The 23,311-nt window shown below is 38.3% G+C and carries 26 protein-coding genes and 2 tRNA genes; 12 read left to right on the plus strand and 16 right to left on the minus strand.

The features are described from left to right. Nucleotides 1-74: 74 nt before the first annotated feature. A complete protein-coding gene (locus tag ACNSTQ_RS14225) occupies nucleotides 75-722 on the minus strand; it encodes a nitroreductase family protein (RefSeq protein WP_418200477.1) in 648 nt (215 codons plus the stop codon). 193 nt (nucleotides 723-915) lie between these two features. Here ACNSTQ_RS14225 and ACNSTQ_RS14230 point away from each other — a divergent pair, with 193 nt between their 5' ends. Then, nucleotides 916-1,407, plus strand: a complete 492-nt coding sequence (locus ACNSTQ_RS14230; RefSeq protein WP_418200478.1) for a CBO0543 family protein — start codon at nucleotides 916-918, stop codon at nucleotides 1,405-1,407. A 104-nt stretch (nucleotides 1,408-1,511) separates the two neighbouring features. On the opposite strand, the gene ACNSTQ_RS14235 is transcribed toward ACNSTQ_RS14230, so the two are convergent. From ACNSTQ_RS14235 to ACNSTQ_RS14250, 4 genes are all read right to left on the minus strand, one after another. After that, on the minus strand, nucleotides 1,512-2,192 hold the full coding sequence (locus tag ACNSTQ_RS14235; RefSeq protein WP_418200479.1) for a TVP38/TMEM64 family protein: 681 nt from the start codon (nucleotides 2,190-2,192) through the stop codon (nucleotides 1,512-1,514). 304 nt (nucleotides 2,193-2,496) lie between these two features. Next, nucleotides 2,497-3,957 (minus strand): glycosyl hydrolase family 18 protein, encoded by a 1,461-nt coding sequence (locus ACNSTQ_RS14240; RefSeq protein ID WP_418200480.1) that lies wholly within the window; start codon nucleotides 3,955-3,957, stop codon nucleotides 2,497-2,499. 710 nt (nucleotides 3,958-4,667) lie between these two features. Beyond that, nucleotides 4,668-4,832 (minus strand): hypothetical protein, encoded by a 165-nt coding sequence (locus ACNSTQ_RS14245; protein ID WP_418200481.1) that lies wholly within the window; start codon nucleotides 4,830-4,832, stop codon nucleotides 4,668-4,670. Between the two features lie 129 nt (nucleotides 4,833-4,961). Continuing rightward, the gene (locus ACNSTQ_RS14250) at nucleotides 4,962-5,132 is read right to left on the minus strand and encodes a hypothetical protein (RefSeq protein ID WP_418200482.1); all 171 of its coding nucleotides are present in this window, start codon (nucleotides 5,130-5,132) and stop codon (nucleotides 4,962-4,964) included. A 497-nt stretch (nucleotides 5,133-5,629) separates the two neighbouring features. Between ACNSTQ_RS14250 and ACNSTQ_RS14255 the strand changes: the two genes are divergently transcribed. Next, a tRNA-Asn gene (locus ACNSTQ_RS14255) sits at nucleotides 5,630-5,704 on the plus strand. Between the two features lie 2 nt (nucleotides 5,705-5,706). Continuing rightward, nucleotides 5,707-5,768 (plus strand) — tRNA-OTHER (locus ACNSTQ_RS14260). A 155-nt stretch (nucleotides 5,769-5,923) separates the two neighbouring features. On the opposite strand, the gene ACNSTQ_RS14265 is transcribed toward ACNSTQ_RS14260, so the two are convergent. After that, on the minus strand, nucleotides 5,924-6,457 hold the full coding sequence (locus tag ACNSTQ_RS14265) for a DUF4269 domain-containing protein (RefSeq protein WP_418200483.1): 534 nt from the start codon (nucleotides 6,455-6,457) through the stop codon (nucleotides 5,924-5,926). 218 nt (nucleotides 6,458-6,675) lie between these two features. On the opposite strand from ACNSTQ_RS14265, the gene ACNSTQ_RS14270 reads away from it, so the two are divergent. Both ACNSTQ_RS14270 and ACNSTQ_RS14275 read left to right on the plus strand, forming a co-directional pair. Next, complete coding sequence (locus tag ACNSTQ_RS14270; protein WP_418200484.1) at nucleotides 6,676-7,125, plus strand: GNAT family N-acetyltransferase; 450 nt, start codon at nucleotides 6,676-6,678, stop codon at nucleotides 7,123-7,125. A gap of 138 nt (nucleotides 7,126-7,263) precedes the next feature. Further along, the gene (locus ACNSTQ_RS14275) at nucleotides 7,264-8,463 is read left to right on the plus strand and encodes an iron-containing alcohol dehydrogenase (protein ID WP_418200485.1); all 1,200 of its coding nucleotides are present in this window, start codon (nucleotides 7,264-7,266) and stop codon (nucleotides 8,461-8,463) included. Between the two features lie 335 nt (nucleotides 8,464-8,798). Here ACNSTQ_RS14275 and ACNSTQ_RS14280 read toward each other — a convergent pair whose 3' ends face one another. Beyond that, nucleotides 8,799-9,776, minus strand: a complete 978-nt coding sequence (locus tag ACNSTQ_RS14280; protein ID WP_418200486.1) for a ring-cleaving dioxygenase — start codon at nucleotides 9,774-9,776, stop codon at nucleotides 8,799-8,801. A 254-nt stretch (nucleotides 9,777-10,030) separates the two neighbouring features. On the opposite strand from ACNSTQ_RS14280, the gene ACNSTQ_RS14285 reads away from it, so the two are divergent. Continuing rightward, entirely contained in the window at nucleotides 10,031-10,252 is a 222-nt protein-coding gene (locus ACNSTQ_RS14285) for a hypothetical protein (protein ID WP_418200487.1), read from the plus strand. Nucleotides 10,253-10,269: 17 nt separating this feature from the next. After that, complete coding sequence (locus tag ACNSTQ_RS14290) at nucleotides 10,270-11,721, plus strand: DUF2207 family protein (protein ID WP_418200556.1); 1,452 nt, start codon at nucleotides 10,270-10,272, stop codon at nucleotides 11,719-11,721. Between the two features lie 101 nt (nucleotides 11,722-11,822). On the opposite strand, the gene ACNSTQ_RS14295 is transcribed toward ACNSTQ_RS14290, so the two are convergent. Both ACNSTQ_RS14295 and ACNSTQ_RS14300 read right to left on the minus strand, forming a co-directional pair. Then, on the minus strand, nucleotides 11,823-12,965 hold the full coding sequence (locus ACNSTQ_RS14295) for an ABC transporter permease (protein WP_418200488.1): 1,143 nt from the start codon (nucleotides 12,963-12,965) through the stop codon (nucleotides 11,823-11,825). 13 nt (nucleotides 12,966-12,978) lie between these two features. Beyond that, nucleotides 12,979-13,887, minus strand: coding sequence for an ATP-binding cassette domain-containing protein (locus tag ACNSTQ_RS14300; protein ID WP_418200489.1), 909 nt, complete (start codon nucleotides 13,885-13,887; stop codon nucleotides 12,979-12,981). 262 nt (nucleotides 13,888-14,149) lie between these two features. Between ACNSTQ_RS14300 and htpX the strand changes: the two genes are divergently transcribed. Continuing rightward, nucleotides 14,150-15,064, plus strand: a complete 915-nt coding sequence (gene htpX / locus ACNSTQ_RS14305; protein WP_418200490.1) for a protease HtpX — start codon at nucleotides 14,150-14,152, stop codon at nucleotides 15,062-15,064. A 166-nt stretch (nucleotides 15,065-15,230) separates the two neighbouring features. On the opposite strand, the gene ACNSTQ_RS14310 is transcribed toward htpX, so the two are convergent. Beyond that, complete coding sequence (locus tag ACNSTQ_RS14310) at nucleotides 15,231-15,524, minus strand: Dabb family protein (protein WP_418200491.1); 294 nt, start codon at nucleotides 15,522-15,524, stop codon at nucleotides 15,231-15,233. 224 nt (nucleotides 15,525-15,748) lie between these two features. Between ACNSTQ_RS14310 and ACNSTQ_RS14315 the strand changes: the two genes are divergently transcribed. Further along, nucleotides 15,749-16,771 (plus strand): NADH:flavin oxidoreductase/NADH oxidase, encoded by a 1,023-nt coding sequence (locus ACNSTQ_RS14315; RefSeq protein WP_418200492.1) that lies wholly within the window; start codon nucleotides 15,749-15,751, stop codon nucleotides 16,769-16,771. A 167-nt stretch (nucleotides 16,772-16,938) separates the two neighbouring features. On the opposite strand, the gene ACNSTQ_RS14320 is transcribed toward ACNSTQ_RS14315, so the two are convergent. From ACNSTQ_RS14320 to ACNSTQ_RS14330, 3 genes are all read right to left on the minus strand, one after another. Then, nucleotides 16,939-17,220, minus strand: coding sequence for a hypothetical protein (locus ACNSTQ_RS14320; protein WP_418200493.1), 282 nt, complete (start codon nucleotides 17,218-17,220; stop codon nucleotides 16,939-16,941). A gap of 157 nt (nucleotides 17,221-17,377) precedes the next feature. Further along, entirely contained in the window at nucleotides 17,378-18,256 is an 879-nt protein-coding gene (locus ACNSTQ_RS14325; RefSeq protein WP_418200494.1) for a Cof-type HAD-IIB family hydrolase, read from the minus strand. A gap of 21 nt (nucleotides 18,257-18,277) precedes the next feature. Continuing rightward, nucleotides 18,278-18,751 carry a GNAT family N-acetyltransferase gene (locus ACNSTQ_RS14330; RefSeq protein ID WP_418200495.1) on the minus strand — a complete coding sequence of 158 codons (474 nt, stop codon included), beginning with the start codon at nucleotides 18,749-18,751 and terminating at the stop codon, nucleotides 18,278-18,280. Nucleotides 18,752-18,858: 107 nt separating this feature from the next. Here ACNSTQ_RS14330 and ACNSTQ_RS14335 point away from each other — a divergent pair, with 107 nt between their 5' ends. After that, entirely contained in the window at nucleotides 18,859-19,059 is a 201-nt protein-coding gene (locus ACNSTQ_RS14335) for a hypothetical protein (protein WP_418200496.1), read from the plus strand. A 123-nt stretch (nucleotides 19,060-19,182) separates the two neighbouring features. On the opposite strand, the gene ACNSTQ_RS14340 is transcribed toward ACNSTQ_RS14335, so the two are convergent. After that, on the minus strand, nucleotides 19,183-20,067 hold the full coding sequence (locus tag ACNSTQ_RS14340; RefSeq protein ID WP_418200497.1) for a metal-dependent hydrolase: 885 nt from the start codon (nucleotides 20,065-20,067) through the stop codon (nucleotides 19,183-19,185). 217 nt (nucleotides 20,068-20,284) lie between these two features. On the opposite strand from ACNSTQ_RS14340, the gene ACNSTQ_RS14345 reads away from it, so the two are divergent. Further along, a complete protein-coding gene (locus ACNSTQ_RS14345; RefSeq protein ID WP_418200498.1) occupies nucleotides 20,285-21,466 on the plus strand; it encodes a hypothetical protein in 1,182 nt (393 codons plus the stop codon). Nucleotides 21,467-21,795: 329 nt separating this feature from the next. Here ACNSTQ_RS14345 and ACNSTQ_RS14350 read toward each other — a convergent pair whose 3' ends face one another. Continuing rightward, the gene (locus ACNSTQ_RS14350) at nucleotides 21,796-22,149 is read right to left on the minus strand and encodes a toprim domain-containing protein (RefSeq protein ID WP_418200499.1); all 354 of its coding nucleotides are present in this window, start codon (nucleotides 22,147-22,149) and stop codon (nucleotides 21,796-21,798) included. 323 nt (nucleotides 22,150-22,472) lie between these two features. Then, nucleotides 22,473-22,700, minus strand: coding sequence for a hypothetical protein (locus tag ACNSTQ_RS14355; RefSeq protein WP_418200500.1), 228 nt, complete (start codon nucleotides 22,698-22,700; stop codon nucleotides 22,473-22,475). Nucleotides 22,701-23,008: 308 nt separating this feature from the next. Here ACNSTQ_RS14355 and ACNSTQ_RS14360 point away from each other — a divergent pair, with 308 nt between their 5' ends. Then, nucleotides 23,009-23,209, plus strand: coding sequence for a cold-shock protein (locus tag ACNSTQ_RS14360; protein ID WP_418200501.1), 201 nt, complete (start codon nucleotides 23,009-23,011; stop codon nucleotides 23,207-23,209). The last annotated feature ends 102 nt before the right edge of the window (nucleotides 23,210-23,311 follow it).

Raw genomic sequence — 23,311 nt, forward strand, 5'->3', positions numbered from 1 at the left:
CATCATTGTATGAAAAAAGGAAAAGGAGCTGCCGCAACAACTCCTCCATTTAAAATAATATGTATGTACCTTGCTTACTCCACAATCGTTAAGATTTCCTCAACCGGTTTTCTTGGCATCGTCTTTGGTTGGTCTTTCGGATGACCTAATGAAATGACCATGTTAATTTCTTTGTGGCCTTCAATTTTCAAATAGTCGCGGAGCCTGTCTTGTGCTAATAAAACGGGACCCGTCATCGGACAAGTACCTAAACCTTTCGCGTGAGCAGCTAACATTAAGTTCTGCGCCGCTAGACAGCTACTTTTAATTCCTTCTTCGGTCCAAACGTCCTCTTCGACAAAGCCAATTGGATCAAAAATCTTATCTTTGAATTTCGACTCATATGGCGTCGCTAAACAAACGATAAGAACTGGTGCTTCCGAAAACGCTGTCGCGTACGGCCCGAAAGAACGAACGAGAAGTTTCGCTGGTTTCTCTAACCCTTTTTCTTTCGCTTGTTCTGCTTTTTCATGAAGGGCAGCCCAAGTCATATCTTCAATTTCTTTAATTTTTTCTTTATTCGTCACAACGACAAACTCCCATGTTTGTGAATTTGTATCGGACGGTGCGTACCTTGCGCAATCGATAATATCTACAATATCTTGTTTGTCTACAGGCTTGTCCTGAAATTTACGAATACTTCTTCTTTCTTGTATTAATTGTTTTGTTTGTAAAAAATCCATGAAAACACCCTTTTCAAATTGTTATTATGTAAAAATTTCTAATAATACATGTTTATTTTAACAAAACAACAGCGAAATGCCATAAATGATTAAAAAAAAGATAAAACTCCTATTATGGCAACGGTGACAAGACATGTATAACTTCATCCAATCTAACCAACCTTATTAGTATAAGAAGTTGGAGGTGTCAGTAATGAACAGAAAACAAGAGCGTACACTTCTTTCAATCATTACCTTAGTCTCATTATCATTATTACCGTTTGCGATTGTAAAGCGCTCTTTTAAAGATTGGATCATTGTTTTTCTCGTTGGTTGTATTGGTAATGCCTTTGCAGATCGTCTTCTTGTTTCAAATGGTTATCTGAAATATAAAGTAAGGCCTTTTAAGAAGAAATTTGCGATTCACTTTCCTTTTGATTTTATACATTATCCACTGCTGCTGCTTTATTATAATCAGTGGACATTGAATAGCCGCCCACTCGGCATCATACTAAAACTATTTCCTTTCATCATTCCACAAACGATAATTGAAACGGTTGTTGAAAAGTACTCAGATTTAATTACGTGGAGAAAAGGTTGGACTTGGTATCACTCATTTGGTTCGCTCTTTATTAAATTTTTACTGTGCCGACTCATTATAGCGAGCATCAGAAAGATCAACAATGCAAAAATTTCAACGACATAACAGTTCCACCCAATAAATGTAACCCATATCATAAGAAAACCACCTCAAGGACGTAGGGAACAATTACGACTTATGAGGTGGTTTTCAGCTTCAGTATAAACGTATTACCTAGACAAGGATTTGATTGTCCAGGTGCTCTTATTCTTTTTGATAAAAAACGTATAAATATTAAACGCAACAATGATGACCAAAAGAAGCAGACCAATCGTGTAATAATTCAGCCCTAATTTCATTAAACTCATCGGAAGAAGTCCTAGTAGAAAAAAGTAGATGAGGTTCCCACAAGCTGTAGCGACTAAAAAGTGTTTTAAGTGAATAGAGCTTACTCCAGAAGCGATATTTACTAAGCTGGTTGGAACAAATGGAAACACTCTTCCGATAAAAACATACAATAGCCCATTACTTTCTATTTTATCTTTAAAATTCGTGTTCAATTTATCGACTAGACGATGTTGAAAAATATAACGCGCCCCTAGAAATATCACTCCTGCAGCAAAGACACTCGTTAGCCAGCTCCAAATCACACCGTAAAAAAATCCAAACAACACCATATTAAAAGAAATTAATAAGATGAGGGGAATGATTGTAAACGCATTTTGGATAATCATTAAAACGAGTGTAACGATTAGAAGTAATGTTATATTTTCGTTCAATAGCAATTGCATAGCTTCAAAATCAGCTTGTATGATTAAATTAAAAATATCAGTTCTTTGAAAAGCTATTAAACCAATGGTGATCATCGATAGAAAAAAGCTTATTCTAATCCAATAGAAAATGTAATTCACCACCCCTCGATCCGTAAATCATAATATGGTTCTGTTTTCCGAACTATTTATATATTATGTTTATTATAATAATCTAGTGTTTGAGTGTCCAAGCTTAAGTGGCTACAATTTCTAGATTACGATTGTAATATGAACACAATATGAACAAACGTACAAGCCTGTATTGTTATGAGGGTTTTGGTAAAGATCGTGCTAAAATGTTGGTTTTTCTAGTAACAAAATTATCGTGCTTGTAAACCCTAAATGTAACATAGTCTTAATTAAAAAGGCTTGTCTATTTTTAGTAGACAAGCCCTTGATTCGATTAGTGGTTAAGCCCTTTTTGAACAGCTTTCCAGAAGTTTTCATCTTCTTGACCCATTCTCCAAGTAGACACTCCACCTAATTGATATTTATGAACTAATTCGGTCTTTAACGTAATACTTTTTTCATTTTCAAACCAAACAGTATGTTTATGGCCATTCGCATCAGTATAGTGGAAAAATGGTGATTGGGCTTGATTGTCCCATTGTACTGTCGCATTTGTTGTAGCTAAAAGGTTCTTCACATTTCTCCAAGTGATCGCTCGGTTACTTGATGGTTGATCTAAATTCCAATCGTAGGCATAAGCAGGTAAACCGATCAGGATCTTTTCAGCTGGTATTTCACTAGTGGCATACTTGAGTACGTTTTCCACCCAATTCAATCCTGCGACTGGTCCTGGCGCTCCCCATGAACCGTGTTGGTCATACGTCATGACTTGAACATAATCAGCAAGCTCTCCGATGGTACGATACTCAAATGTTCCGCTCCACGCCCATGTTGGAAAATCTCCTGTTTTAGCTGGAACAGAAACGATAACTGGATAGTTTTGTGCATGAAAAATATCAACAAGTTCTCTAACAAACTCGTTAAAAAGGGCACGGTCTGACGCATACATATTTTCAAAGTTTAAATTTATCCCATCGTATCCTTTCGTTTGCACTAGCTCTAACATATTTTGAATTGTCGTTGTTCGAAGCGCCACGCTTGAAAGAATCGTATGAGTCATAGCTGGATCAAATTTATTTTGAATTGTTACAAAGGGTGCTACACCATTCTCTTTAGCAAATGTTACCGCTTCACTAGCATCAAAACCTTCAATTGTTCCTCTAGCGGTCACATCATAGGAAGTAACGGCAATTGTATTTAAATAAGAATGAAAACTCGTTAACGAATTGTATGATGTCATATCTGTATGCCAGTATTTCGTATAATACCCTAGGTTCATTAATGTTCTGTTATCAGTAATGGGTTCTACGATTGGTTCGGATATTTTAGGTGCTGGTACTAATAATACTTGACCAACGAATAACATATCTGATGTTAAGTTATTGAGTGTTTTGATTGTATCAATAGTTGTATGGTATTGTACGGATAATATCCAAAGTGTATCACCTGACTGCACAACATGTGTGATCGTATCCATATCTCCATCGATTGGAGTTGGTTCAGGTGTTGGATCTTCAACTATTGGCTCAGGAGTCGGCTCTTCTACGATAGGTTCAGGTGTTGGTTCTGTCACTGGTTCGGAGTGTTTGTTGTTGCCTCGTCCATTTCCTCTACCATTGTTAGTGGATTGTACTTCGATTGATTCGGTCTCAACCGTTTCCACAGATTGGACGGGTTCTTCCGTTGTTGACTTCTGGTTGCCTCGACCGTTCCCGTTGTTTGCTTCTACTAACCATTGAAATGAGCTAAACGTTAATAAAATGATGATGAGCATAGAGATGACTTTTCTTTTCATACGTTTGTTCCCCTTCTGTTTTATAAAATTTGCAAAACTACCATCTATTTGTTTTATCGACAAACTATTTTTTAAGGTTGAGAGAATTAGACTAGTATATATTGGTAGTTTCATTTTGGTGCGTTGGTGCGGTTTAGTAGTGAGAGGAATCGGATCAATGAGAGGAACATTACGAAAATTGGTGACGATTAGTGAGAATTGGTACACGTTAGAGGAAAAAATAGGGAAAATTAGTAACTAAAAGTGCTGAATGGTGAGCGGTAGAGGAAAAAATTAGGAGAATGCGTGAACGAAAAGCGTTGAATCGTGAGCGATAGAGGGAAAAATTAGGAGAATGAGTGAACCAAAAGCAGTGAATGGTGAGTGGTAGAGGAAAAAATTAGGAGAATGTGTGAACGAAAAGCGTTGAATCGTGAGCGGTAGAGGGAAAAATTAGGAGAATGAGTGAACCAAAAGCACGGAAAGGTGAGCGATAGAGGAAGAATTTAGGAGGAACCACTAACTAACAGCTCTGATTTGTGACTAATTGTGGCAGCCTGGTCTATTAAACAGCCCATCTCGCGCAAAAACATCTGCAATAGTCATAAAAACACCCTTTTTGTTTAGTTACATTCTAATACCAGTCTAAGTCAAACTAAAAAACGTCCTACTGATCACAGTAAGACATTTTCTTTATAAGCTTTCACACGGTTTGGCGTTCTTTTAATAAGTTAGACATCTCTTCCCTCTGCTCCAACAGATGGCGGCTTACTTCTATTCAGGTCAGTTGAATGAAAGTTTCCGGAAGCAGGTTTATTTTTAGCTCCACCAGCTAAATAGTGTGCTTCATGCTTTTTTTGTACTTTATTGAACTTATCGAAATCTAGATTGACCATAGGACGAGGACCTCCTTTAAAGGTATAAGTCTTATTCGACTGGTTCCTTACTATTAGTTACTTTTCCACTTCACTTCTATAGTTCTAAACACAATTTTTTTCTATTGCCTTTTGCTCAAAGTAACATACTCAATCGCGGTTAATATCATAAATATCGTCTGCATGTTCAAATCTAATTTCTTCAGAATTTAACGGGCCTAAGTTATCGCGATCTCTAATATTATCTTCACTTACGTTTTCGCCTTCGACCAAGTCTTGATTATCTCTAAATACAGTTTTCCTTTTTTCCTTAGCTGACATACTTCCACTCCTGTCCGTACGGATATAGCGCCTAAGGGGTTGAGGCTAGGTTTGGACCATTTTAAGGTGCCTTCTTTAGTATTTGTCATTAAAAAAAATAAAACAGATACTTTTTTTGTAAATAAAAATATGGCACCGGAATGGAAAGTAACCCCTAGGATAAATGTGCGGGTTAGATTGAAAAATAAACATTGAAATTTAAAATAGGAAAAGGAGGTACTGGCAATGAAAAATAATAAAGGAAACAAAGACGCAACAGTAAAAACGAATGATGATAATCAAATGTATCCTGAGTACAGTGACCGAGAAAAAAATACTCCTCAAAAAAAGCGATAGTTCATGCTAGTTGTGTTGGTTCTAAAAAGTACTTGCACCTCCTCCATCGGTGTTGAGGTGTTTTTTTTATTCAAATGCATAAAAAAGGACCATTTGCCAATACTATCATTAGACGCAACAGGTCATGATTTTCATGTGATTAAAAACGTACCTGTCGTTATTCCACAGTAGCTCAGTGGTAGAGCAATCGGCTGTTAACCGATCGGTCGTAGGTTCGAGTCCTACCTGTGGAGCCAATGGAGAAGTATGTGTTGAATATCGTCTAGGTATATGGGGGTTCAAATCCCTCCTTCTCCGCCACAACTTTAAATGCAAATGATTTTAATGATAGTCTATGACCTATTATGGTTTTAGACTTTTTACCGTTTAAATGAATGGGATTAGTTTTCCCTGAAAGTTAGAAAATTAACCACTTTCCCATTACTTCAATTCTAAAAAAATAAGGGGCGTTCCAATTAAATAATCCCTCTTTCCTCCCCGTATTTTAATAGCAACGAATAAGGATCTTCGCCTTCTAGACCAAGCACCTTACAAAAGGCGGGTTCGGTTTTGTACCCTTGTTTTTTTAGCGTGATAATAGACTGTTTTAGATACGGGTGCTCGTTCAATATATGATGTTCAATCATCATATGTCGATAAGCGTTTTGCTCGTCGACCGGCTGGGCTTGACCGAATAACTCAAATTCAAAGCCTTCATATGTAAAATTAGATTTTATAATTGGTCTGTTCCTGATCTGATATTGACTTATTTTAAAGTCCTGCATCTGTCCGTATAAAGCGACCACCTTTTCTTGAAAGCGAGTGAAGTCATGAACTTCAAAAATAAGATCTAAATCTGAGCTTTCAACGTCAATTTCAATAGGAATAGTTCCACATAGGACAGGCTGATAATCAGCTAAATCTTTCATAACACGTAAATGGGTAATCGCGTGATACGCCTTTTGTTGTCTTTCGTTCCCGTGTTTTAGATAATCAATGGTTGTGAACATCTTTTATCTTTCCTCTCACGTATGGATTGTACTTTATCCCCTCTTCTATCAAATCTGTTTTCGATCATAGGGTTGTTGGACGTAAATCAACACTATTTTAAACAGCTCTCTAAAAAAAATTCGCATGATCTAGCTTTATATTTTAACATAATCTCCCAAGAAAGTGGTATGATGCCTATAATCATAGCTAACTGAATATTGGGAGGATGGATGAAAGTATGAGTGAATTGAATTCAATACAAATTAAAGAATTATCAAATGAAACGGAATGGATCGAAGCTTTCCCTGTGATGAGTCAGTTACGCTCTCATCTTGATCAAGAGACCTATGTTGAATTGGTTTCTGAAGCTACTAAGAAAGAAAAATATAAATTAGCGGGTCTATATGATGAGGGTGAAGTGGTTGCGGTGATTGGTTTTATGCCGATGATCACTTTATATTACGGCCGCTTCCTCTGGGTTTGTGACTTAGTAACAGACCAGAATAAACGATCAAAAGGGTATGGTGAAAAACTGCTTGCTTATGTTGAGGAATGGGCAAAAACCAACGGCTTTGAAAGTGTCGCCTTATCCTCTGGGTTACAACGAACGGACGCTCATCGTTTCTATGAAGAGAAGATGAATTATGATAAAGTCAGTTATGTGTTTAAAAAGAATGTTATAGATTGACAGGTAGGTTTAACGAGTCCTTAGTTCTTCTCGGGGAGTTTTATACATAAAGATCTAATAGATTAGTCGAACTGCCTTACCTGCTTGTAATTGAAGGTAGAAGCGACCCCTATACTACTAATAAAGTGAGGTCATGTGATGTACCGACTATATTGCAGAGCCTATCAAAGTATGTTTAAAATCATTTCGCTTGTTCTACCTTGGCGGAAACCAGAGTTACTAGAAGGTGAAAACAGTTTAAGGAAACTGCCAAAAATGATACGAGATCAAGAGATTCGCCATGTGTTAATTGTCACGGATCAAGGAATTATGTCACTTGGCTTAATGAATGAATTACTAGTAGGTTTAAGAGATTATGGCGTTAACTACGTCATTTATGATAAAACGGTCCCAAACCCAACGATTGAAAACATCGAAGAAGCACTTGAGATGTATCATGCTCATGCATGTGATGGTCTAATTGCTTTTGGGGGCGGTTCGCCGATGGACTGTGCGAAAGCGATCGGTGCTCGTGTCGCTAGACCTGATAAAAGTCTCGAACAAATGCGCGGTGTATTAAAAGTTAAAAAAGAGATCCCGCCTCTGTTTGCGGTCCCTACTACTGCTGGAACAGGAAGTGAAGCAACGGTCGCAGCGGTCATTTCAAACAGCAAAACTCATGAAAAGTACCCAATTAATGATAGTGTTCTCATCCCTGATGTTGCTGTACTCGACCCATTGCTCACGGTTAAACTTCCTCCTTCTATTACGGCAATGACCGGTATGGACGCTCTCACCCATGCCGTTGAAGCGTACATCGGTCGAAGCAACACAACTGAGACGATACAATGCAGTAAAGAAGCTGTAAAGTTAATATTTGAACATTTATATGAGGCGTATACCAACGGTACGAATATCACTGCCCGAAGCCATATGCAGAAAGCTTCTTATTTAGCGGGTGTTGCGTTCACCCGCGCCTACATCGGATATGTCCATGCGATTGCACACACTCTTGGTGGATTTTACTCGGTGCCTCATGGACTTGCTAATGCGATTATTTTGCCACACGTCCTCGAATACTATGGTAGTGCAGTGCACAAACCACTGGCTGAGTTAGCTGATTTAATTGAGCTGACGAACGAAAGAGATACTGAAGAACAAAAGGCAAAGAAATTTATCGCAGCCATCCAGCAGCTGAACGCAGACATGAATATTCCTGAAAAAGTGAGTGGGATTGTCGATAGCGATATTCCATTAATGGTGGAACGGGCACTAAAAGAAGCCAACCCGCTGTACCCTGTTCCGAAAATCCTTTTGCGAGATGATTTAGTTGAGCTTTTTGATAAGATTAAAGAATAGTTTGTTAGGAGTTAATTATTAAATAGTTGTTAGAGCGGTAAATTATTAGTTTTACTAGAGAAAAGCGTATTCATCGACCTCGATGAACACGCTTTTCTTTTGGTTGGAGCTGCCTGGGGCTATTTTTTTTGGTTTATTATCCGAATTCTTGTTTTATTGTCCGATTTGAAATTTTATTGTCGGAAACCAGGGTTTTATTGTCCGTTTTTTATTTTTATTGTCCGATTTGGTGATTTTATTGTCTAAAATGTGTCGGCACTGCTAAGAGAGTATCACTACACCTGAATGTAGGGATGATTTCAACTGAGTCCAGTTTACGGATTCTGAATGCTATGTTATTCTTTCACAAATTCCTTTGTACTGCGAACGGTGTCAATTGGGCGCACGTATCTTTCAATTTCTTCCCGCTTCGGCTCTAAAAATGGCGGTAAAGATAGTTTTTCACCGAGTGTTTCATACGGCTCATCGCCCATAAAACCAGGTCCATCTGTCGCAAATTCAAATAAAATTTGCGGTGCAACTCTTGAATACAATGATCCGAAGAAAAAACGGTCGACGAAACCGGACGTTTGAAAGCCAAAACTACGGAGGCGTTGATCCCATCCCTCTAATTCCGAACGATCGTCAACACGAAAAGCTGCGTGGTGTACCGTTCCAAATCCTTGTCTCGCTTGTGGAAGAACGGTATTATGTTCCACAATCACTTGTGCCCCGTTGCCTCCCTCACCCACTTCGAATAAATGAACGGAACCATCTTGGTCAATTTCCTTAAACAGCAATACTTTCTCAAGCATTTCCTTAAAAAAGTCAAAATGAGCTACACGAATAAATAATGGGCCTAGGCCAGTAATCGCATAGTCTAGCGGGATTGGGCCTTTTTGCCACGGCGTACCCGATGCAACACCTTTGTTGAATTCATCAGAAATCAATTGATATTGTTGATCATCAAAATCAACAAACGACAATGTCTTTTTCCCGAACTGTTCTTGAATACCTGTATGCTTTACTTCTAAGCGATCAAAACGTTTTACCCAATAATCTAATGCTGCATCGGTTGGAACGCGGAACGATGTTTTAAAAATTTCATCTGTCCCGTGTGACCCTTTTGGGATGCCTGGAAAATCAAAGAACGTCATGTCCGTACCGGCACTTCCTTTATCATCGGCAAAAAATAAATGATATGTTTGAATATCATCTTGGTTTACTGTCTTTTTCACTAATCGCATGCCTAATACATACGTGAAAAACTCATAATTTTTCTCAGCGCTGCTCGTAATCGCCGTTACGTGGTGTAATCCTTTTAAGTTATTCATTAGATGGTCCTCCCATTTATAATCTATATTTTATATTTGCTACTTTTCTTAAGATGTTCCCTATTGTTTTTCTAATAATTATTTACCTAATAATATCTTGATTTAAATTATCTTTAATTCGAGATAAATTTATCATACATTCTCTTTCCTTGTCAATAGAGTAGTCGCCTGAAGTTCGATCACCGTTCACTAAAAATGATTTGAAACCATTTCGCTAGTTCATTCGTAATACGTAAAGAAAGAAGGTGAAGAATTTGAAAAAAATGAATCTAGCAATCTTACTAATCATTGCACTACTATTCTTATTTTCGATGCAAAGTTTAGCCGTTGAGTTTACGATACCTAATGTTGAAATCAAAGCTCACCTGCAAAGCAATGGAAACGTTGAAGTGAAAGAAACGTTTACCTATGCTTTTGATAGTGAATATTACTTATTTCACAAGAAGACACTGACATTACGAATTTTTCAGCGTTAGAACAAGGAGTACCACTAATTGTAGAACGTGAAGGCGAATATTATAACATTCATCGTAAAGGAAATAATGAGACGATTACGGTCCAACTTCACTATACGATTCAGGATGGGGTGAAAGTATATGAAGATTATGCTCAGTTTTATTGGCCTTTTTTCAGTCAAGAAAATGAAACAAGATATGGCCATTTCAAAGTAACCGTCTATCCTCCTTCTCCTACACGAGATGTGATTGCGTTCGGTTATGATGAAGCTTTTTCGAAAGAGATCATCCAGCCCGATGGTTCCGTTGTCTATAACTTTGGAGCCGTTCCAAGAAGAACAAATGGGGATATTCGTATCGGATACAATGCGGAATTATTTAGTGATGCACGGGTAGCTTCAACGGAACCTATCAAAGATCAATTATTGAACGAACAGGAAAACTTATTGGCCACAGCGGAGTCGAAAATAAAAACAGGAGAAACCCTCTCTTCTATCGCACGAATTGCTCTTCCCGCTTTTGCGTTCATCCTGATCTTTTTAATTGTAAAAAGTATGCTAGAAGTAAGAGCTAAACATTCAGCAATCCGACGTGAAATGAAGGTTCTTAATGCTTTACCTGAACAGGTCATGAGTCTGCCGGCAACTATCCTTTTTACTAGTTATAATCATTTCTCCCCCCAAGCGCTGGCATCTGCCTTACTTGATTTAGTTCGCCAAGGTTATGTAACAAAAGTGGCTGATGATCATTTTGAGGTCGTACATCGTGAAGGTACACTACACCACGAAAGACTGCTTATCAACTGGTTATTCTATACCGTTGGAAAAGACGGTCATTTTCGCTTTAGTGATTTAAAAAGCTATACGAAAAATGAAAAAAATCATGATCGTTACCATACGGATTTAACGAATTGGCAAAAAGCAGTAAAGGAAGAAATTCAAACACACGATTTTTATGAAAATAAAAAGAGTTATCGAATATGGGTTGGTTTTTCAAGCCTGATTTTGTTCCCATTCCTTATTCTATTTCCAGTCTATGACTTGGTACTTGCGTTTATCGTTTCACTTTCTCTTTTTTGTACAACGCTTCTTTATGCTCTTGCGTATCGACCAAAAACGTACGAAGGAGCAAAGATTGTGTATGAATGGAAACAATTTCGAGTGAACTATAAACATTTAACGCAGTCCGATTGGCAAAGTTGGTCAGAAGATGAACGCATGCGGGCTTACATCTACGGATTAGGTATTCATGAAAAATCGTTACGCAATAAGAATGATGAATTAGTAACCGCATTTAAAAATCGTCCTTCCAGTCATCATGATCAAACTGACGACTGGATAACGATGACATCTATTGGATCAGTAGCCGTGACAAACTTTACAACAGCAAGTCATACGACAAGTTCAAGCACAAGTTCTACCTCTAGTAGCGGGTCAACTAGTTCTGGAAGTGGTGCTGGTGGAGGCGGCGGCGGTTCAGGGGCGTTTTAATCAATTGGTTTAGTAGTTTTTCAATATAAAAGAAGCTCATTCTTACAGGCTGTGATGCCTGTCGAATGAGCTTCTTTAGTGATGGTAAGCAAGGGACGTTTTTAACTTTTTGCTCCTTTTAAGTACCTATTATAATACTTCGCGGCAAATAACAATCCAACCACGGCTACTCCTAGCAAAACGAGAATGGATACATAAATATCTGTAACACCTGCTTCTCTGAGCATGATGTCTTGGAAACCGCTTTGTGCCCAATATTGCGGGACGAATAGTGCCATTGTCTGCATGAAGTCAGGCATTAGTTCGAGCGGCACCCATAGTCCACCAAGCATGGCTCCACCTAAGGCTAGAACTTGTGTGACGATAATACCGAAGTTTTCAGTGCTTGAAATTAAAGAGATGGCCAGCCCAATTCCTGTTGTTGTTAAGGTTAAGGCAAATGATAATGCTGCGATCGCCAGCAAATTCCCTAAATACAAGTCATAGACGAAATACCCAAATCCAAGAAGTGCCCAAATCTGGATAAATACGATAATAATAAACGTGAACCACTTTCCTAGTAAATACTCGTATTTGTTCATTGGTGTTGTCGCTAAACGCGCGAGCATACCATGATCTTTATCTTTTAAAAATGAATTGACCATTGAAATGATAATGAAAAAGCTAAACATGACCGCATAGCCAGGAACGATTTGGGTAATTGCATTAACGCCTTCCGATTGCTGTTCTTGTGCATGGATTGAAAACGGTTGTTCGAGCAGTGCCGCTCGCTGCATATCATTTTCAACGTGATCCACTAGTACTTGTTCAATTTTCTGTTGTTGGAATGAGTAGGAGATATTTTCAACCAAGTTATGTACTGGGTTCACGCTATCCTGTTTCAAGGAGTCATAGTGAAATTCAATAAAATTGGTTTCCCCTGCATACATCCGTTCTTCAAAGCCTTCCGGTATATAGACGAGTGTTGTAATATTGCCGCTCCTAATCTCTTCAACGGCTAGTTCGACGTTCGACTCTTCATGAAGTTCAAATACATCAGCTTCTTCAATTATCGTTAGAAATTGCTCCGACATTTCCGTGCGGTCTTCATCGACGTAATGAACATTAAACGTTATGCTATCAATGTTTCCGAAAATAAATGAGAATAACACGATAAAGAGGATCGGCATACCGAGTAACCAGAAAAAGAAGCTTTTATCCTTTAGTTGTTTTTTAAATTCCATTTTAATAATATTCCAGATCATATGTATTCTCCCCTCAATCCCTTAACGATGAACCGGTTAGAGATAAAAAGATATCTTCTAAACTAGGTCTAGTAATTTCAAGCCGTTCAATTTGTACATCTTTTGTTAAAAAGAGATCAGCGATTTGTTCAAGCATTTGAAGCGGTTCCGATGTGTTAATCTTGAAGCCGTCTTTCACATCATTGACGGAACCAAAAGCAACTAAATCTTCTTTTTCCACACCGATTCCTTGGATAAAGATCGATGGTGTGGAGTATTTCACTAATAATTCTCGGATGGAACCACTTTCAACGATTTCGCCTTGATCAATAAGAGCAATCTGATCACATAAATTTTCGACTTCTTCCATGTAATGACTAGAATACAAGACGGTCTTTCCTTCTTTTTTTAAATCGGTAATGATATCAAAAATATGATTTCTCGATTGCGGATCAACACCGACTGTCGGCTCATCTAAAATAATGATATCTGGTTCATGGAGCAAGGCACACGCTATATTTAAGCGTCGTTTCATTCCACCTGAATAAGAAGAAACCGCATCTTTTTTTCGATCCAATAGGCCAACTTTTTGTAGGACTTCATCCATTCGATCTTTTAATGGCTTGCCTGTCAGTCCATAAATACGACCAAAAAAAGATAAATTATCTAACCCTGTTAACTTCTCTTCTAAAACAAGATCCTGTGGGACATAACCAATTCGTCTCTTAATCTCAATATTATCTTTTTGCAGCGTTTGCCCGAAAATAGACACTTCCCCCTTATAATCTCCAAGAATGTTACATAAGATTTTCATTAACGTGGACTTACCCGCCCCATTCGGACCAATTAAGCCAAAACAAACGCCGTCTTCTATATGTAAATTGATACCTCTCAAGGCGATGCGATCGCCATATTGCTTATTAACCTCAGTGAACTGTATCATGACGTTCCTCCTCTACCAAAATGACTATATACTTACTATACGATTATAAATGACCTAGGTTTCAATTTTTACCAATTAATTAAGTAGGTTTTGTTAGTTGTCTCTTTATTATAGGGTATGTATTTTCATTCGTGCTTTAGCATTACTATATGTTAACATAGATTTAACCGATTAATTTTATAGGATTAGCTTCAAATTACTTCTCTATTTTTTTGAGATAATGGTAAAATAACTAAGGATACTATTTTAATGGAGGCTTATGATGGGGAAACGAATTTTATTTTTTCTTTTAACGAACATTCTAGTTATGACGACTATCGTCATCGTCTGGTCAATCATCACGACGTTTACAGACATTGGGGGATCATTTGAAACAGGAGGCCCAGGCTTAGGAATTGATTTTGTTGCTTTAGGAGTCTTTAGTTTACTTGTCGGTTTTGCGGGTTCTTTTATCTCGTTAGCGATGTCCCGTTGGATGGCTAAAAAGATGATGAACGTCAAAGTCCTTGACCTAAACGGTTCACTTTCACCACAAGAACGCAGTGTTGTTGAAAAAGTTCACCGTTTATCACGTGCTGCTGGCTTAACCCACATGCCAGAAGTTGGGATTTATAACTCACCTGAAGTGAATGCATTTGCTACAGGGCCTTCGAAAAAGCGTTCGTTAGTTGCCGTGTCATCTGGATTATTAAATGTGATGGATGATGATGCAGTTGAAGGCGTTATTGCCCACGAGGTTGCCCACGTTGCCAATGGTGACATGGTAACAATGACTTTATTGCAAGGAATCGTGAACACATTTGTCGTATTCTTTGCTCGAATCGCTGCAATTCTCGTATCACGTTTAGTTCGTTCGGAAATGCAAATGATCGTCCGTTTTGCTGCGGTCATTATCTTCCAAATTTTATTCTCAATTCTTGGAAGCCTTGTGGTTATGGCGTTCTCACGCTACCGCGAATTCCATGCGGATCGCGGGGGAGCAGATTTAGCTGGACGCGACAAAATGGCTCATGCCCTTCGTTCATTAAAGGCGTATGTAGAGCGCGCAAATGTGAACGATCGCACAGATGATTCTGCGATTCAAACGATGAAAATCAATGGAAAAGGCGGCGTGATGAGCCTGTTCTCTTCTCACCCCGATTTAGATGAAAGAATTAAACGTTTAGAACAACGATAAACGAAGGAAGAACAACTGTCCGTTTTGAGGGCAGTTGTTTTTTTGTGTAGTATAGGCTTGTTAATTTGATTTAAGAGTACCCTTTACCTTGGATAAAATTGATGTTAAACCATCGTTTCCCTAATAAAAAAAGAAACCCAATGTCAGGGTTTCTTCCTCCTAGTTCTTACAGCTCGAAGTCTACGCCGATGCTGTCGACTCGTCCTACTTCTTTAATGTAAGCGGCAACGGCTTGGTGCTCAGGGTCTGCCACATAAGCATCTAATGCAGCTTGGTCTTCAAAGCGTACCATTAATACGACTTGGTATTCTTTATTGCGCTCTAAAATGTTTAGGCCGGCTTGAAGATCGACAATGCCCGTTAAGTGGTTTTTTAAGGCTTTGAAACGGTCGACCACTTCTTGTAATTGTTCTGGTGTTGTGGTGTCAGCAAACTTTACTAGTACAGTACGTTGGATCATCTGTATTCCTCTTTTCTTTCATTTTCAATTTTATGTACAACGATAATCTTATCTAACTAACTAGAAGAATGCAATTGTAATGACTGTTGTTGTTTCTTATGGTTAGACATGTGTTGAACATTCACCTTATTTCTTTCAAAATGGAGCGCTCTCGCTCGACCAACTTCAAAAAATCCTATACTATTAAACTAGCTTTAAAAAAATGAAAATCTGGAGGCGAAATGATGTCCAAGCTATTTGAAACATTTACATATAGGGATCTTGAGTTAAAAAATCGTGTCGTTATGCCACCAATGTGTCAATATTCAGCGACGGATAAAGACGGTATTCCGACGGACTGGCACTTCATTCATTATACGAGTCGTGCGATTGGCGGAACTGGTTTTATTATTATTGAGATGACGAATGTTGAAGCACGTGGTCGCATTTCTGATCATTGTTTAGGGATTTGGAGTGACGAGCATATTCCAGCTTTCAAACGCATTGTGGATGAGTGTCATAAATACGGCGCAAAAGTTGGTATTCAAATTGGTCATGCGGGTCGTAAAGCGCAAGATGCTCCTGATCCAGTTTCTTGCTCCCCGATCGCATTTAATGATCAATTTAAAACTCCGCATGAATTAACGACCGAAGAAGCAGAACAAATGGTAATTGCTTTTCGAGATGGTGTGGAACGTGCTGTAAAAGCTGGGGTCGATACAGTTGAGCTCCACGGTGCTCACGGCTACCTCATTCACCAATTCGCTTCTGAGTTTACAAATAAACGAAGCGATAAATACGGGGAAGATAAGTTTTTATTTGGAGAAGAAGTGATTAAAGCCGCGAAAAGTGTGATGCCTGAAAACATGCCACTAGTGATGAGAATTTCGGCTGTTGAATATGTCGATGGCGGTTATGATTTAGATTACAGTTCTGAAATGGCGAAACGCTTCCAAGCGGCTGGTGTGGATATTTTCCATATCACTTCTGGTGGTGAAGGCCCAATCGGTTCTACTGGACGACCTGGTGTACACCCTGGATATCAAGTACCTATGGCTTCAAGAATTAAGGAAGAAACGGGTGCGCCTGTGATCGCAGTTGGGAAATTAGACGATCCAAATTTAGGGGAAGCTGTACTCGGAAACGAGCAAGCTGACCTGATTGCAGTTGGTCGTGGAATGCTTAAAAATCCACATTGGGCGAACGATGCGTCCCTTCTATTGGATAAAAAACCACTTACTCCATTCCAATATGAAAGAGCTTATTAATCGATTAGCTATGCTAAATAATGTTGTTGATTTTAAGGACAAAGGGAACCCCTCGTTACGGTGGGTTCCCTTTGTCCTTAAATTTTAGTCAAACCTGTACCCTTTTAAATACAAATATCATTTGGAGAACAAAAAAAAGAAACCTTATAGAGGCCCTTATTGATTATTTAGCATTCCTTTAAAGCTTTTATTTCACTTTCATGTTTAATTGAACGAGCTGATAGAGTATCGATTACTCGCTGTTGGTCTTCTAAAGTATCTTTTAATTCATATGTTTTTTCATCTATATGTTTCTCTATACGTTCAAAATATGGTCCTAAACCACTGATAAGATTATCTTTAATACTCGAAACATCCCTCATCAGCACTTGCTGTCCATTTTCCAAGCCATCTAATCGGTTATTAACTTTTTGAAGCTCGGCAAGAATTTTCTTCAAAGTATCTTCCATAATCATCACTCCGTTTTTTCTTTTTTTACATTATAACACGGGTAGGTTAAGAAGAAATGTATTGAAAGTGTAAAGAATTAAATATCAAAAATGACAATTATAGTAACCAAAACAACACAGATCCAATAACTGGCATCGAAACTGGGTTGTTTTTGGTCTACCTCACAATGTCTTCAAGCAATGTTTCTAGAAAAATGGCAACTCCGTCTTGGTCATTTGTTTTAGTTACGGTATCGCTGTTTTCTTTTAAAATCGGGGCTGCATTTTCCATAGCGACCGCATACCCGGCAACATTAAACATCGATAAGTCGTTGTAACTATCTCCCATGACGATTGTGTCTTTAAGGTCGACATTGTAATGGGACGCAAGTTTTGTGAGTGCCCGCCCTTTTGTAGCTCGCTCATTGTTAATTTCAATATTGTTTGGATGTGATGAAGTAATCGTTACACCCGAAATTCCGGAAAAAACTGTAGAAGCTTCCTTTAAAGCCACTTTATTTAAGGAGAAAATAAGAACTTTATAGATGGTTTTACGTTCTTCCGTCCAAATGGTTGAAATGTCTTCAATAAAAGTGACGGCTGCTTGCTGAAATTGTTTTTGAATGATTTTCAATAAATCATTCATCCCGTCCCCTGACTCACCGCCTGCTTTTTCGGCAAATTGAGTAACGATCTTCTCTAAGTGCTCAAGATTATGGATCCCTGCAAATACTTCATCGTCCGTATAGATTTCGAAGTACAAATCATATTGCTCTTTTGTCCATTCAAGAGCGGGTGTGAGTTCTATTTTATCTAGCGGTTCACTACCGAGCATCGTATGGTCTGGTAAGGTAATACCTGCTCCGTTTAGACTAATAACGGGACACTCAAGTTTTGCTTCCTTTAACTGACGACTCACATCTTTGTATGCTCGACCGGTTGCAATGGTTACCAGATGGCCGTGGTCTTGAAGGTTCTTAATGACCTGTTTATTTCGTTCACTAATTGTTCCATCTGAGTTCAATAAGGTTCCGTCCATATCAAGTGCAATAATCATTTGTTTTCCTCCATAGCTGCTTCATTGATGTTTAAATATACTAATAAAATAATCTTCCTCTGGAAAATCTCCTATGTATTCTAAGCCGTTACCCGAATAAAACTCTTTCAACTTTTTATTACCGGCCCAGCAATCTAAGTATAACGCTAGATTTCGCTGTTTAGCAAAAGAACAGGCAAATTGGACGGCCGCTGAACCTAAGTTTTTCCCTTGATAGCCTGGCAGGATAGCAATTTTAGATAAATAAACACCTTCAGGATCTATGCGTAACGTACTTAATTTATTTAACGGACTGATACAAAACGAGCCCACGAACGTACGATTGAATAATACGGCATAAGCTTGGTTTTTCTTTATTTCCTTTTGTATGACTTCAGGTTCCCAAGGGTAATCCCATTGCTTAATGTCTTTTTCTAATAAATCGAGCGTCGTTTCATTGTAAATCGTTAGGATTTCGGTTCGATCCTCAAATTTAGCTTTGCGAATTTCAATCATGGTTTTCTCCTTTTTTTATGGATATATCCTTATATAAAATTCTATATATTGGTAATAATAATGTATGGCATAAGGCGCCGCTGAAAGGAAGTTATGGGAGGTCGTCCATGAAAAGTAGTTATTTAGCACTCGGTTTTCTAATTGTATTAATGATCAATTGTATTCGGTATTTTACATATATTTTTGAACAGACCGCATCTAATTACGATTATCTGATGTTCACGATGAATATTATCGCGTTTCTCTACCTCGTTACGATGCTCATTGTTCAAAGTAATAAAAAAACCGATCAAACCGTGAAAAAATAGCAAGAAAAGTCCCCTTTAAGAAATGGAACTGAGGTAACCCCGTAAAGTTAGAATTAATCTAACTTTACGGGTACAGTTCACCTTGGAGAGGACTTCTTCATTATTGATTGATTATTTGACCCATTATTCTTCTACTTGTACATCTTCTTTATAAATGTATTCATATAAGAACGGTACTCCCATTCTGAAAAATCTAGGATCGTAAATTCCTAGTTTTTCCTCATCATCGACGACAACGACGAAAGGCGACCATTGATAGAGCGTCTTAGCTCTTGGGTTTTCGAGGAATAAAATATCTAAGTTTGTCTCATCGTGAGACGTGATCTGATCGACTACTTCAAGTCCACCCCAAACGGTACCTTGCAAGACCTCTACTTCCAGTCCGTTCTTGCCGGCGATTTTAAAATGACCGGGGATAAATCGTGCGGTTAAGGCTTGTTCTTCGTACTGGTCAACTGTCGATTGATAAATGATATACCCTTGCACCGATTGGACCAAAATATGTGCAATGATGAAGACCCAAACGATTTTATACACTTTATGCGGGGTTGCCTTCTTTATTTTTACAACAAGGAAGCCTGTTAGCATGATGAGCCAAATGACAACGTCAATAATCGGTATCGTACCAAATCCTAGTCTTGCATCTGAGAACGGTTCAAAATAGCCTGTTCCCCACGCATTTAAAATGTCACTTGTATTATGTATAAAAACGGCAAGTGCAGCGATGTAAAATATTCGCCTGTCCTTCGTTTTCCAAATGAGAAAACAGACGAGCCAAATGAGTAACGCCCAGACTGGCACTAAAAAGATCGAATGGGTAATTCCCCTGTGCCACATTTGGTACATGCCTTCTGTATCCCAAAGTTGAGAGACCACATCAATATCAGGGATCATGCTACCGGCGACAGCCGCAACAAATACTGACTTTTTCACTTCTTTAGGCATTTCTTCTTTATTCGTTGCACCGTAAATCGTTAATCCGAATAACGCATGAGTTACTGAATCCATTTATTCTCTCCTTCATTTCATCTTTTTTCATATCCTTCCCTATTTTAGTATAAGCACCATTTGAAGGCAATAATTAGGAATGGACGAGGTTCTGAAATAAAATGAGAAGAAACCATTCTCTTTTTTTGATTTCTGCGTTATTTTAGAGAAGTACTATATTACTTTTAATGCGAGCGAATGTTCGTCGTGCGATCTTTAGAAGTTATCGGAGGAAACTATGAAGGCAAAAGCTGTACTTATTTTATTTTTATTATTGATTAGTAACACGATCTTCTTTACGTATTCAGCAAACAGTCAAGGAGATGCGTCTTCTACTTCATTGCAAAGAATGGAGCAAGGCTGGGAATACCAATGGGTTAAATCGGTCGAAGCGGATTCTGGCATTCCGCACACAGGCTGGATGCCAACTGAAAATGTGAAAGAACTTGATGAGCCTCGAGAGGATCGTGACATTCTCTATTTACGAAATACCTATCCTGAGGGCGCCTGGATAGATCCTGCTATTTTTATTTCGTTTATGTACGGTACATTTGAAGTCTATCAAGGAGACCAATTGATTTACCAATATGGGAATATCCCAGAAACTGATACGGTTACTTATAAAGGGTATAACCGCCGTCATTTTATCGAGCTAGATCCAACAGTTGCCTCTGATCAAATTATAATTCGCTCGTATTCAAACGGGAACTTAATCGGTGTGTCAGGTGCGGTGTCTGCGGGTTCGCACTCCTCTTATTTAACAAAAATGATTAGAGACGATTTTGATAAAATCGTGATTGGTGCGATCCAGATTTTTATTACGGTGCTTGCCTTGGTCTTTTTTATGATCAAGCGGTTTCCAGTTCTTTACTTGGCCTATGCAGCTATGACGTTTTGTGCTGCACTGTATTCATTTAGTATCACAGGCTCAAAGCAATTCATTATCGATGTTCCGTACGTCTGGATTTATGTTTTTCAGATCGCGGTCTTTTTCCGGTCTGCATTCGACTTTCTGATTATCGATAAGCTATTTGGTCCGGGGTATAAGAAATGGGTTCGTCGCCTATGGCAGATTCACCTGGTGTTAGCGGTAATTGCTTTTACACTTTCAGTCATTAATCCTGATTATTTTACGATGACGAAAGGGGTCTTTGAAAAGCTGTCGGGCTTTGAGGTGCTTTTAATTCTAGCGATTGTCATTCGTGTGTTTTTAAGAAATACGGACGCCAAAATTTATGCGGTCGGTTTCCTTTCTATGGCGGGCTTTATGGTCCGTGACCTACTTGTGTTCACAGGTGTTATTTACTTAAAAGAATTTTACCTTCTTGGCCATTTAGGACAATTTATACTCGTGCTTGCGATAGGAATTATATTAGTGAGGCAGCATCGAGGCGATGGAGATCGAAGGCTTAGTAGGTAAGTAATCAAGGCCAGCTAATTGGAGGTTACTCTCCTTACTAGCTGGCCTTGTAGGCTTTATTGAACGAGTGCCTTCTTTTGAAAATGGATTGGAGCATTCGTTGTATGAGAAGAATTATGGGCTGGACATAATTTGGACAATAAACGAGATGATTTGGACAATAAAAATTTAAAACGGACAATAAATCGTGAAATCGGACAATAAAAATTCAAAACGGACAATAAATTGTGAAATCGGACAATAAACTAAGAAGACGCCCCAATACGAGCCACGGTTTGTTTAGCCTACCACTAATACGTTATACAATACACAATAAAAGGCATGTCAGCTTAAAATCTCTCAAGATCGGTGCTTAAAAAAGGACGTTTCACTTCAAAATACTCACCTAACACCTCAGCAAGGTATTCAAATGGGGTTGTTTCCACTTGTCCAAAATCTTTGTCAGTATACAAATGAGTGGCATTTGGTAATTCTCGCTTCAACTGCCTTCGTAATTTTTCTCCAGAGTCATCTGCATCAACAAGTATATAGACATCGAGATCCTCCACAGGTAAAATGAGTGTCTCAAGCTTCTCTTCACTTAATGTTCCATGCGTACAAATGATTTCGACAGCCTCATCCAAAACCTTCTGCACTCGCTTTCGGTCGTTTTTACCTTCTACAATTATGATTTTTTCGTCCATGTGATCATCCTCTATACTAATGATTGTTCATTATATTCAGGTCGGCTTGTCCTAAGTATAGTATATGTTCGTATTAACTTAAACCATTACAATCAGGTGACTAAATAAATCATTTTGTTTTAGGCTCTTTTCTCAAAGATTGTTGATCCTTGCTTTTGACCGTAGCCAAGCGGATGCTTGGTTCTTCACACTGTGCGTAAAGCGAAAACGGTTCAAAAGCAACAAAGTTTACGAAAACAGCCTTGTTTTACAAGGTGTAAACAGAAGGTGGTTCACTTAAAAAAAGACCTAGTCTCAATGACTAGATCCCTTCGTCTATAATACTACATCTTTTTCTTAATATCCTCACGAATTGATTCGATCATTGCATCCGGTAAATTCGCTGGTAGCGTTGTATCGCTTGCGAACATCCACGAATTCATTAATTCCATGTCTGTTTTATGGAATGTAATGCTGTAATCTTTATCGTCATAAGTAAATTCAGCGGTAACCGACGGATCCCCTTCAAAGTCGTCGTCAATAATCATGTGTTTGATTTCATATGATTCCACTCGATCATCCTCCTGATTATTCAAGTATTAATAGAATTTACTTTTCACTTTGGTTTATACAAAAGATCTTGTATTCCTTGTAATAATAGGTATTGAATTATTGATCCTTTATTTTTTTTAAGCTTTACCAAATTATTTTTAAAAAAGTATTTTTATTTTATTGTTGAATGTGTTATACTATATTTAATTATTGTTGTTCGGAATATGATGATTGAAAGTACAAATACCAACGAGTTATTTTGTCTTGAATGAGTATGACGGCAAGGATAGTAATATATTGTGCAACAAAGCACTAGGAGGAAACACACATGAACACAGGTACAGTAAAATGGTTTAACGCAGAAAAAGGTTTTGGATTTATCGAGGTTGAAGGTGGAGACGACGTATTCGTACACTTCTCAGCTATCCAAGGTGAAGGTTTCAAAACTTTAGAAGAAGGTCAAGCAGTTACTTTCGACGTAGAAGAAGGTCAACGTGGACCTCAAGCTACTAACGTTAACAAAGCGTAATTTAGCTTAAAAGTATAGCTTCTCCCCTTGTGGGAGGAGCTTTTTATTTTGGGTGAATTCTATAATATATATGGCGGTATTACACGAAGCACCCAACCTTTT

Origin of the sequence: Alkalihalobacterium sp. APHAB7, from assembly GCF_048323755.1 — a bacterium.
Lineage (GTDB): Bacteria > Bacillota > Bacilli > Bacillales > Bacillaceae_F > Alkalihalobacterium.

Bases quoted from the DNA above. Each gene is read 5' to 3' on its own strand.
- ACNSTQ_RS14225 (WP_418200477.1), bottom strand. From the start codon at position 722: ATGGATTTTTTACAAACAAAACAATTAATACAAGAAAGAAGAAGTATT.
- ACNSTQ_RS14230 (WP_418200478.1), top strand. From the start codon at position 916: ATGAACAGAAAACAAGAGCGTACACTTCTTTCAATCATTACCTTAGTC.
- ACNSTQ_RS14240 (WP_418200480.1), bottom strand. From the start codon at position 3,957: ATGAAAAGAAAAGTCATCTCTATGCTCATCATCATTTTATTAACGTTT.
- ACNSTQ_RS14245 (WP_418200481.1), bottom strand. From the start codon at position 4,832: ATGGTCAATCTAGATTTCGATAAGTTCAATAAAGTACAAAAAAAGCAT.
- ACNSTQ_RS14250 (WP_418200482.1), bottom strand. From the start codon at position 5,132: ATGTCAGCTAAGGAAAAAAGGAAAACTGTATTTAGAGATAATCAAGAC.
- ACNSTQ_RS14265 (WP_418200483.1), bottom strand. From the start codon at position 6,457: ATGTTCACAACCATTGATTATCTAAAACACGGGAACGAAAGACAACAA.
- ACNSTQ_RS14270 (WP_418200484.1), top strand. From the start codon at position 6,676: ATGAGTGAATTGAATTCAATACAAATTAAAGAATTATCAAATGAAACG.
- ACNSTQ_RS14275 (WP_418200485.1), top strand. From the start codon at position 7,264: ATGTACCGACTATATTGCAGAGCCTATCAAAGTATGTTTAAAATCATT.
- ACNSTQ_RS14280 (WP_418200486.1), bottom strand. From the start codon at position 9,776: ATGAATAACTTAAAAGGATTACACCACGTAACGGCGATTACGAGCAGC.
- ACNSTQ_RS14295 (WP_418200488.1), bottom strand. From the start codon at position 12,965: ATGATCTGGAATATTATTAAAATGGAATTTAAAAAACAACTAAAGGAT.
- ACNSTQ_RS14300 (WP_418200489.1), bottom strand. From the start codon at position 13,887: ATGATACAGTTCACTGAGGTTAATAAGCAATATGGCGATCGCATCGCC.
- htpX (WP_418200490.1), top strand. From the start codon at position 14,150: ATGGGGAAACGAATTTTATTTTTTCTTTTAACGAACATTCTAGTTATG.
- ACNSTQ_RS14310 (WP_418200491.1), bottom strand. From the start codon at position 15,524: ATGATCCAACGTACTGTACTAGTAAAGTTTGCTGACACCACAACACCA.
- ACNSTQ_RS14315 (WP_418200492.1), top strand. From the start codon at position 15,749: ATGTCCAAGCTATTTGAAACATTTACATATAGGGATCTTGAGTTAAAA.
- ACNSTQ_RS14320 (WP_418200493.1), bottom strand. From the start codon at position 17,220: ATGGAAGATACTTTGAAGAAAATTCTTGCCGAGCTTCAAAAAGTTAAT.
- ACNSTQ_RS14325 (WP_418200494.1), bottom strand. From the start codon at position 18,256: ATGATTATTGCACTTGATATGGACGGAACCTTATTGAACTCAGATGGA.
- ACNSTQ_RS14330 (WP_418200495.1), bottom strand. From the start codon at position 18,751: ATGATTGAAATTCGCAAAGCTAAATTTGAGGATCGAACCGAAATCCTA.
- ACNSTQ_RS14335 (WP_418200496.1), top strand. From the start codon at position 18,859: ATGAAAAGTAGTTATTTAGCACTCGGTTTTCTAATTGTATTAATGATC.
- ACNSTQ_RS14340 (WP_418200497.1), bottom strand. From the start codon at position 20,067: ATGGATTCAGTAACTCATGCGTTATTCGGATTAACGATTTACGGTGCA.
- ACNSTQ_RS14345 (WP_418200498.1), top strand. From the start codon at position 20,285: ATGAAGGCAAAAGCTGTACTTATTTTATTTTTATTATTGATTAGTAAC.
- ACNSTQ_RS14350 (WP_418200499.1), bottom strand. From the start codon at position 22,149: ATGGACGAAAAAATCATAATTGTAGAAGGTAAAAACGACCGAAAGCGA.
- ACNSTQ_RS14360 (WP_418200501.1), top strand. From the start codon at position 23,009: ATGAACACAGGTACAGTAAAATGGTTTAACGCAGAAAAAGGTTTTGGA.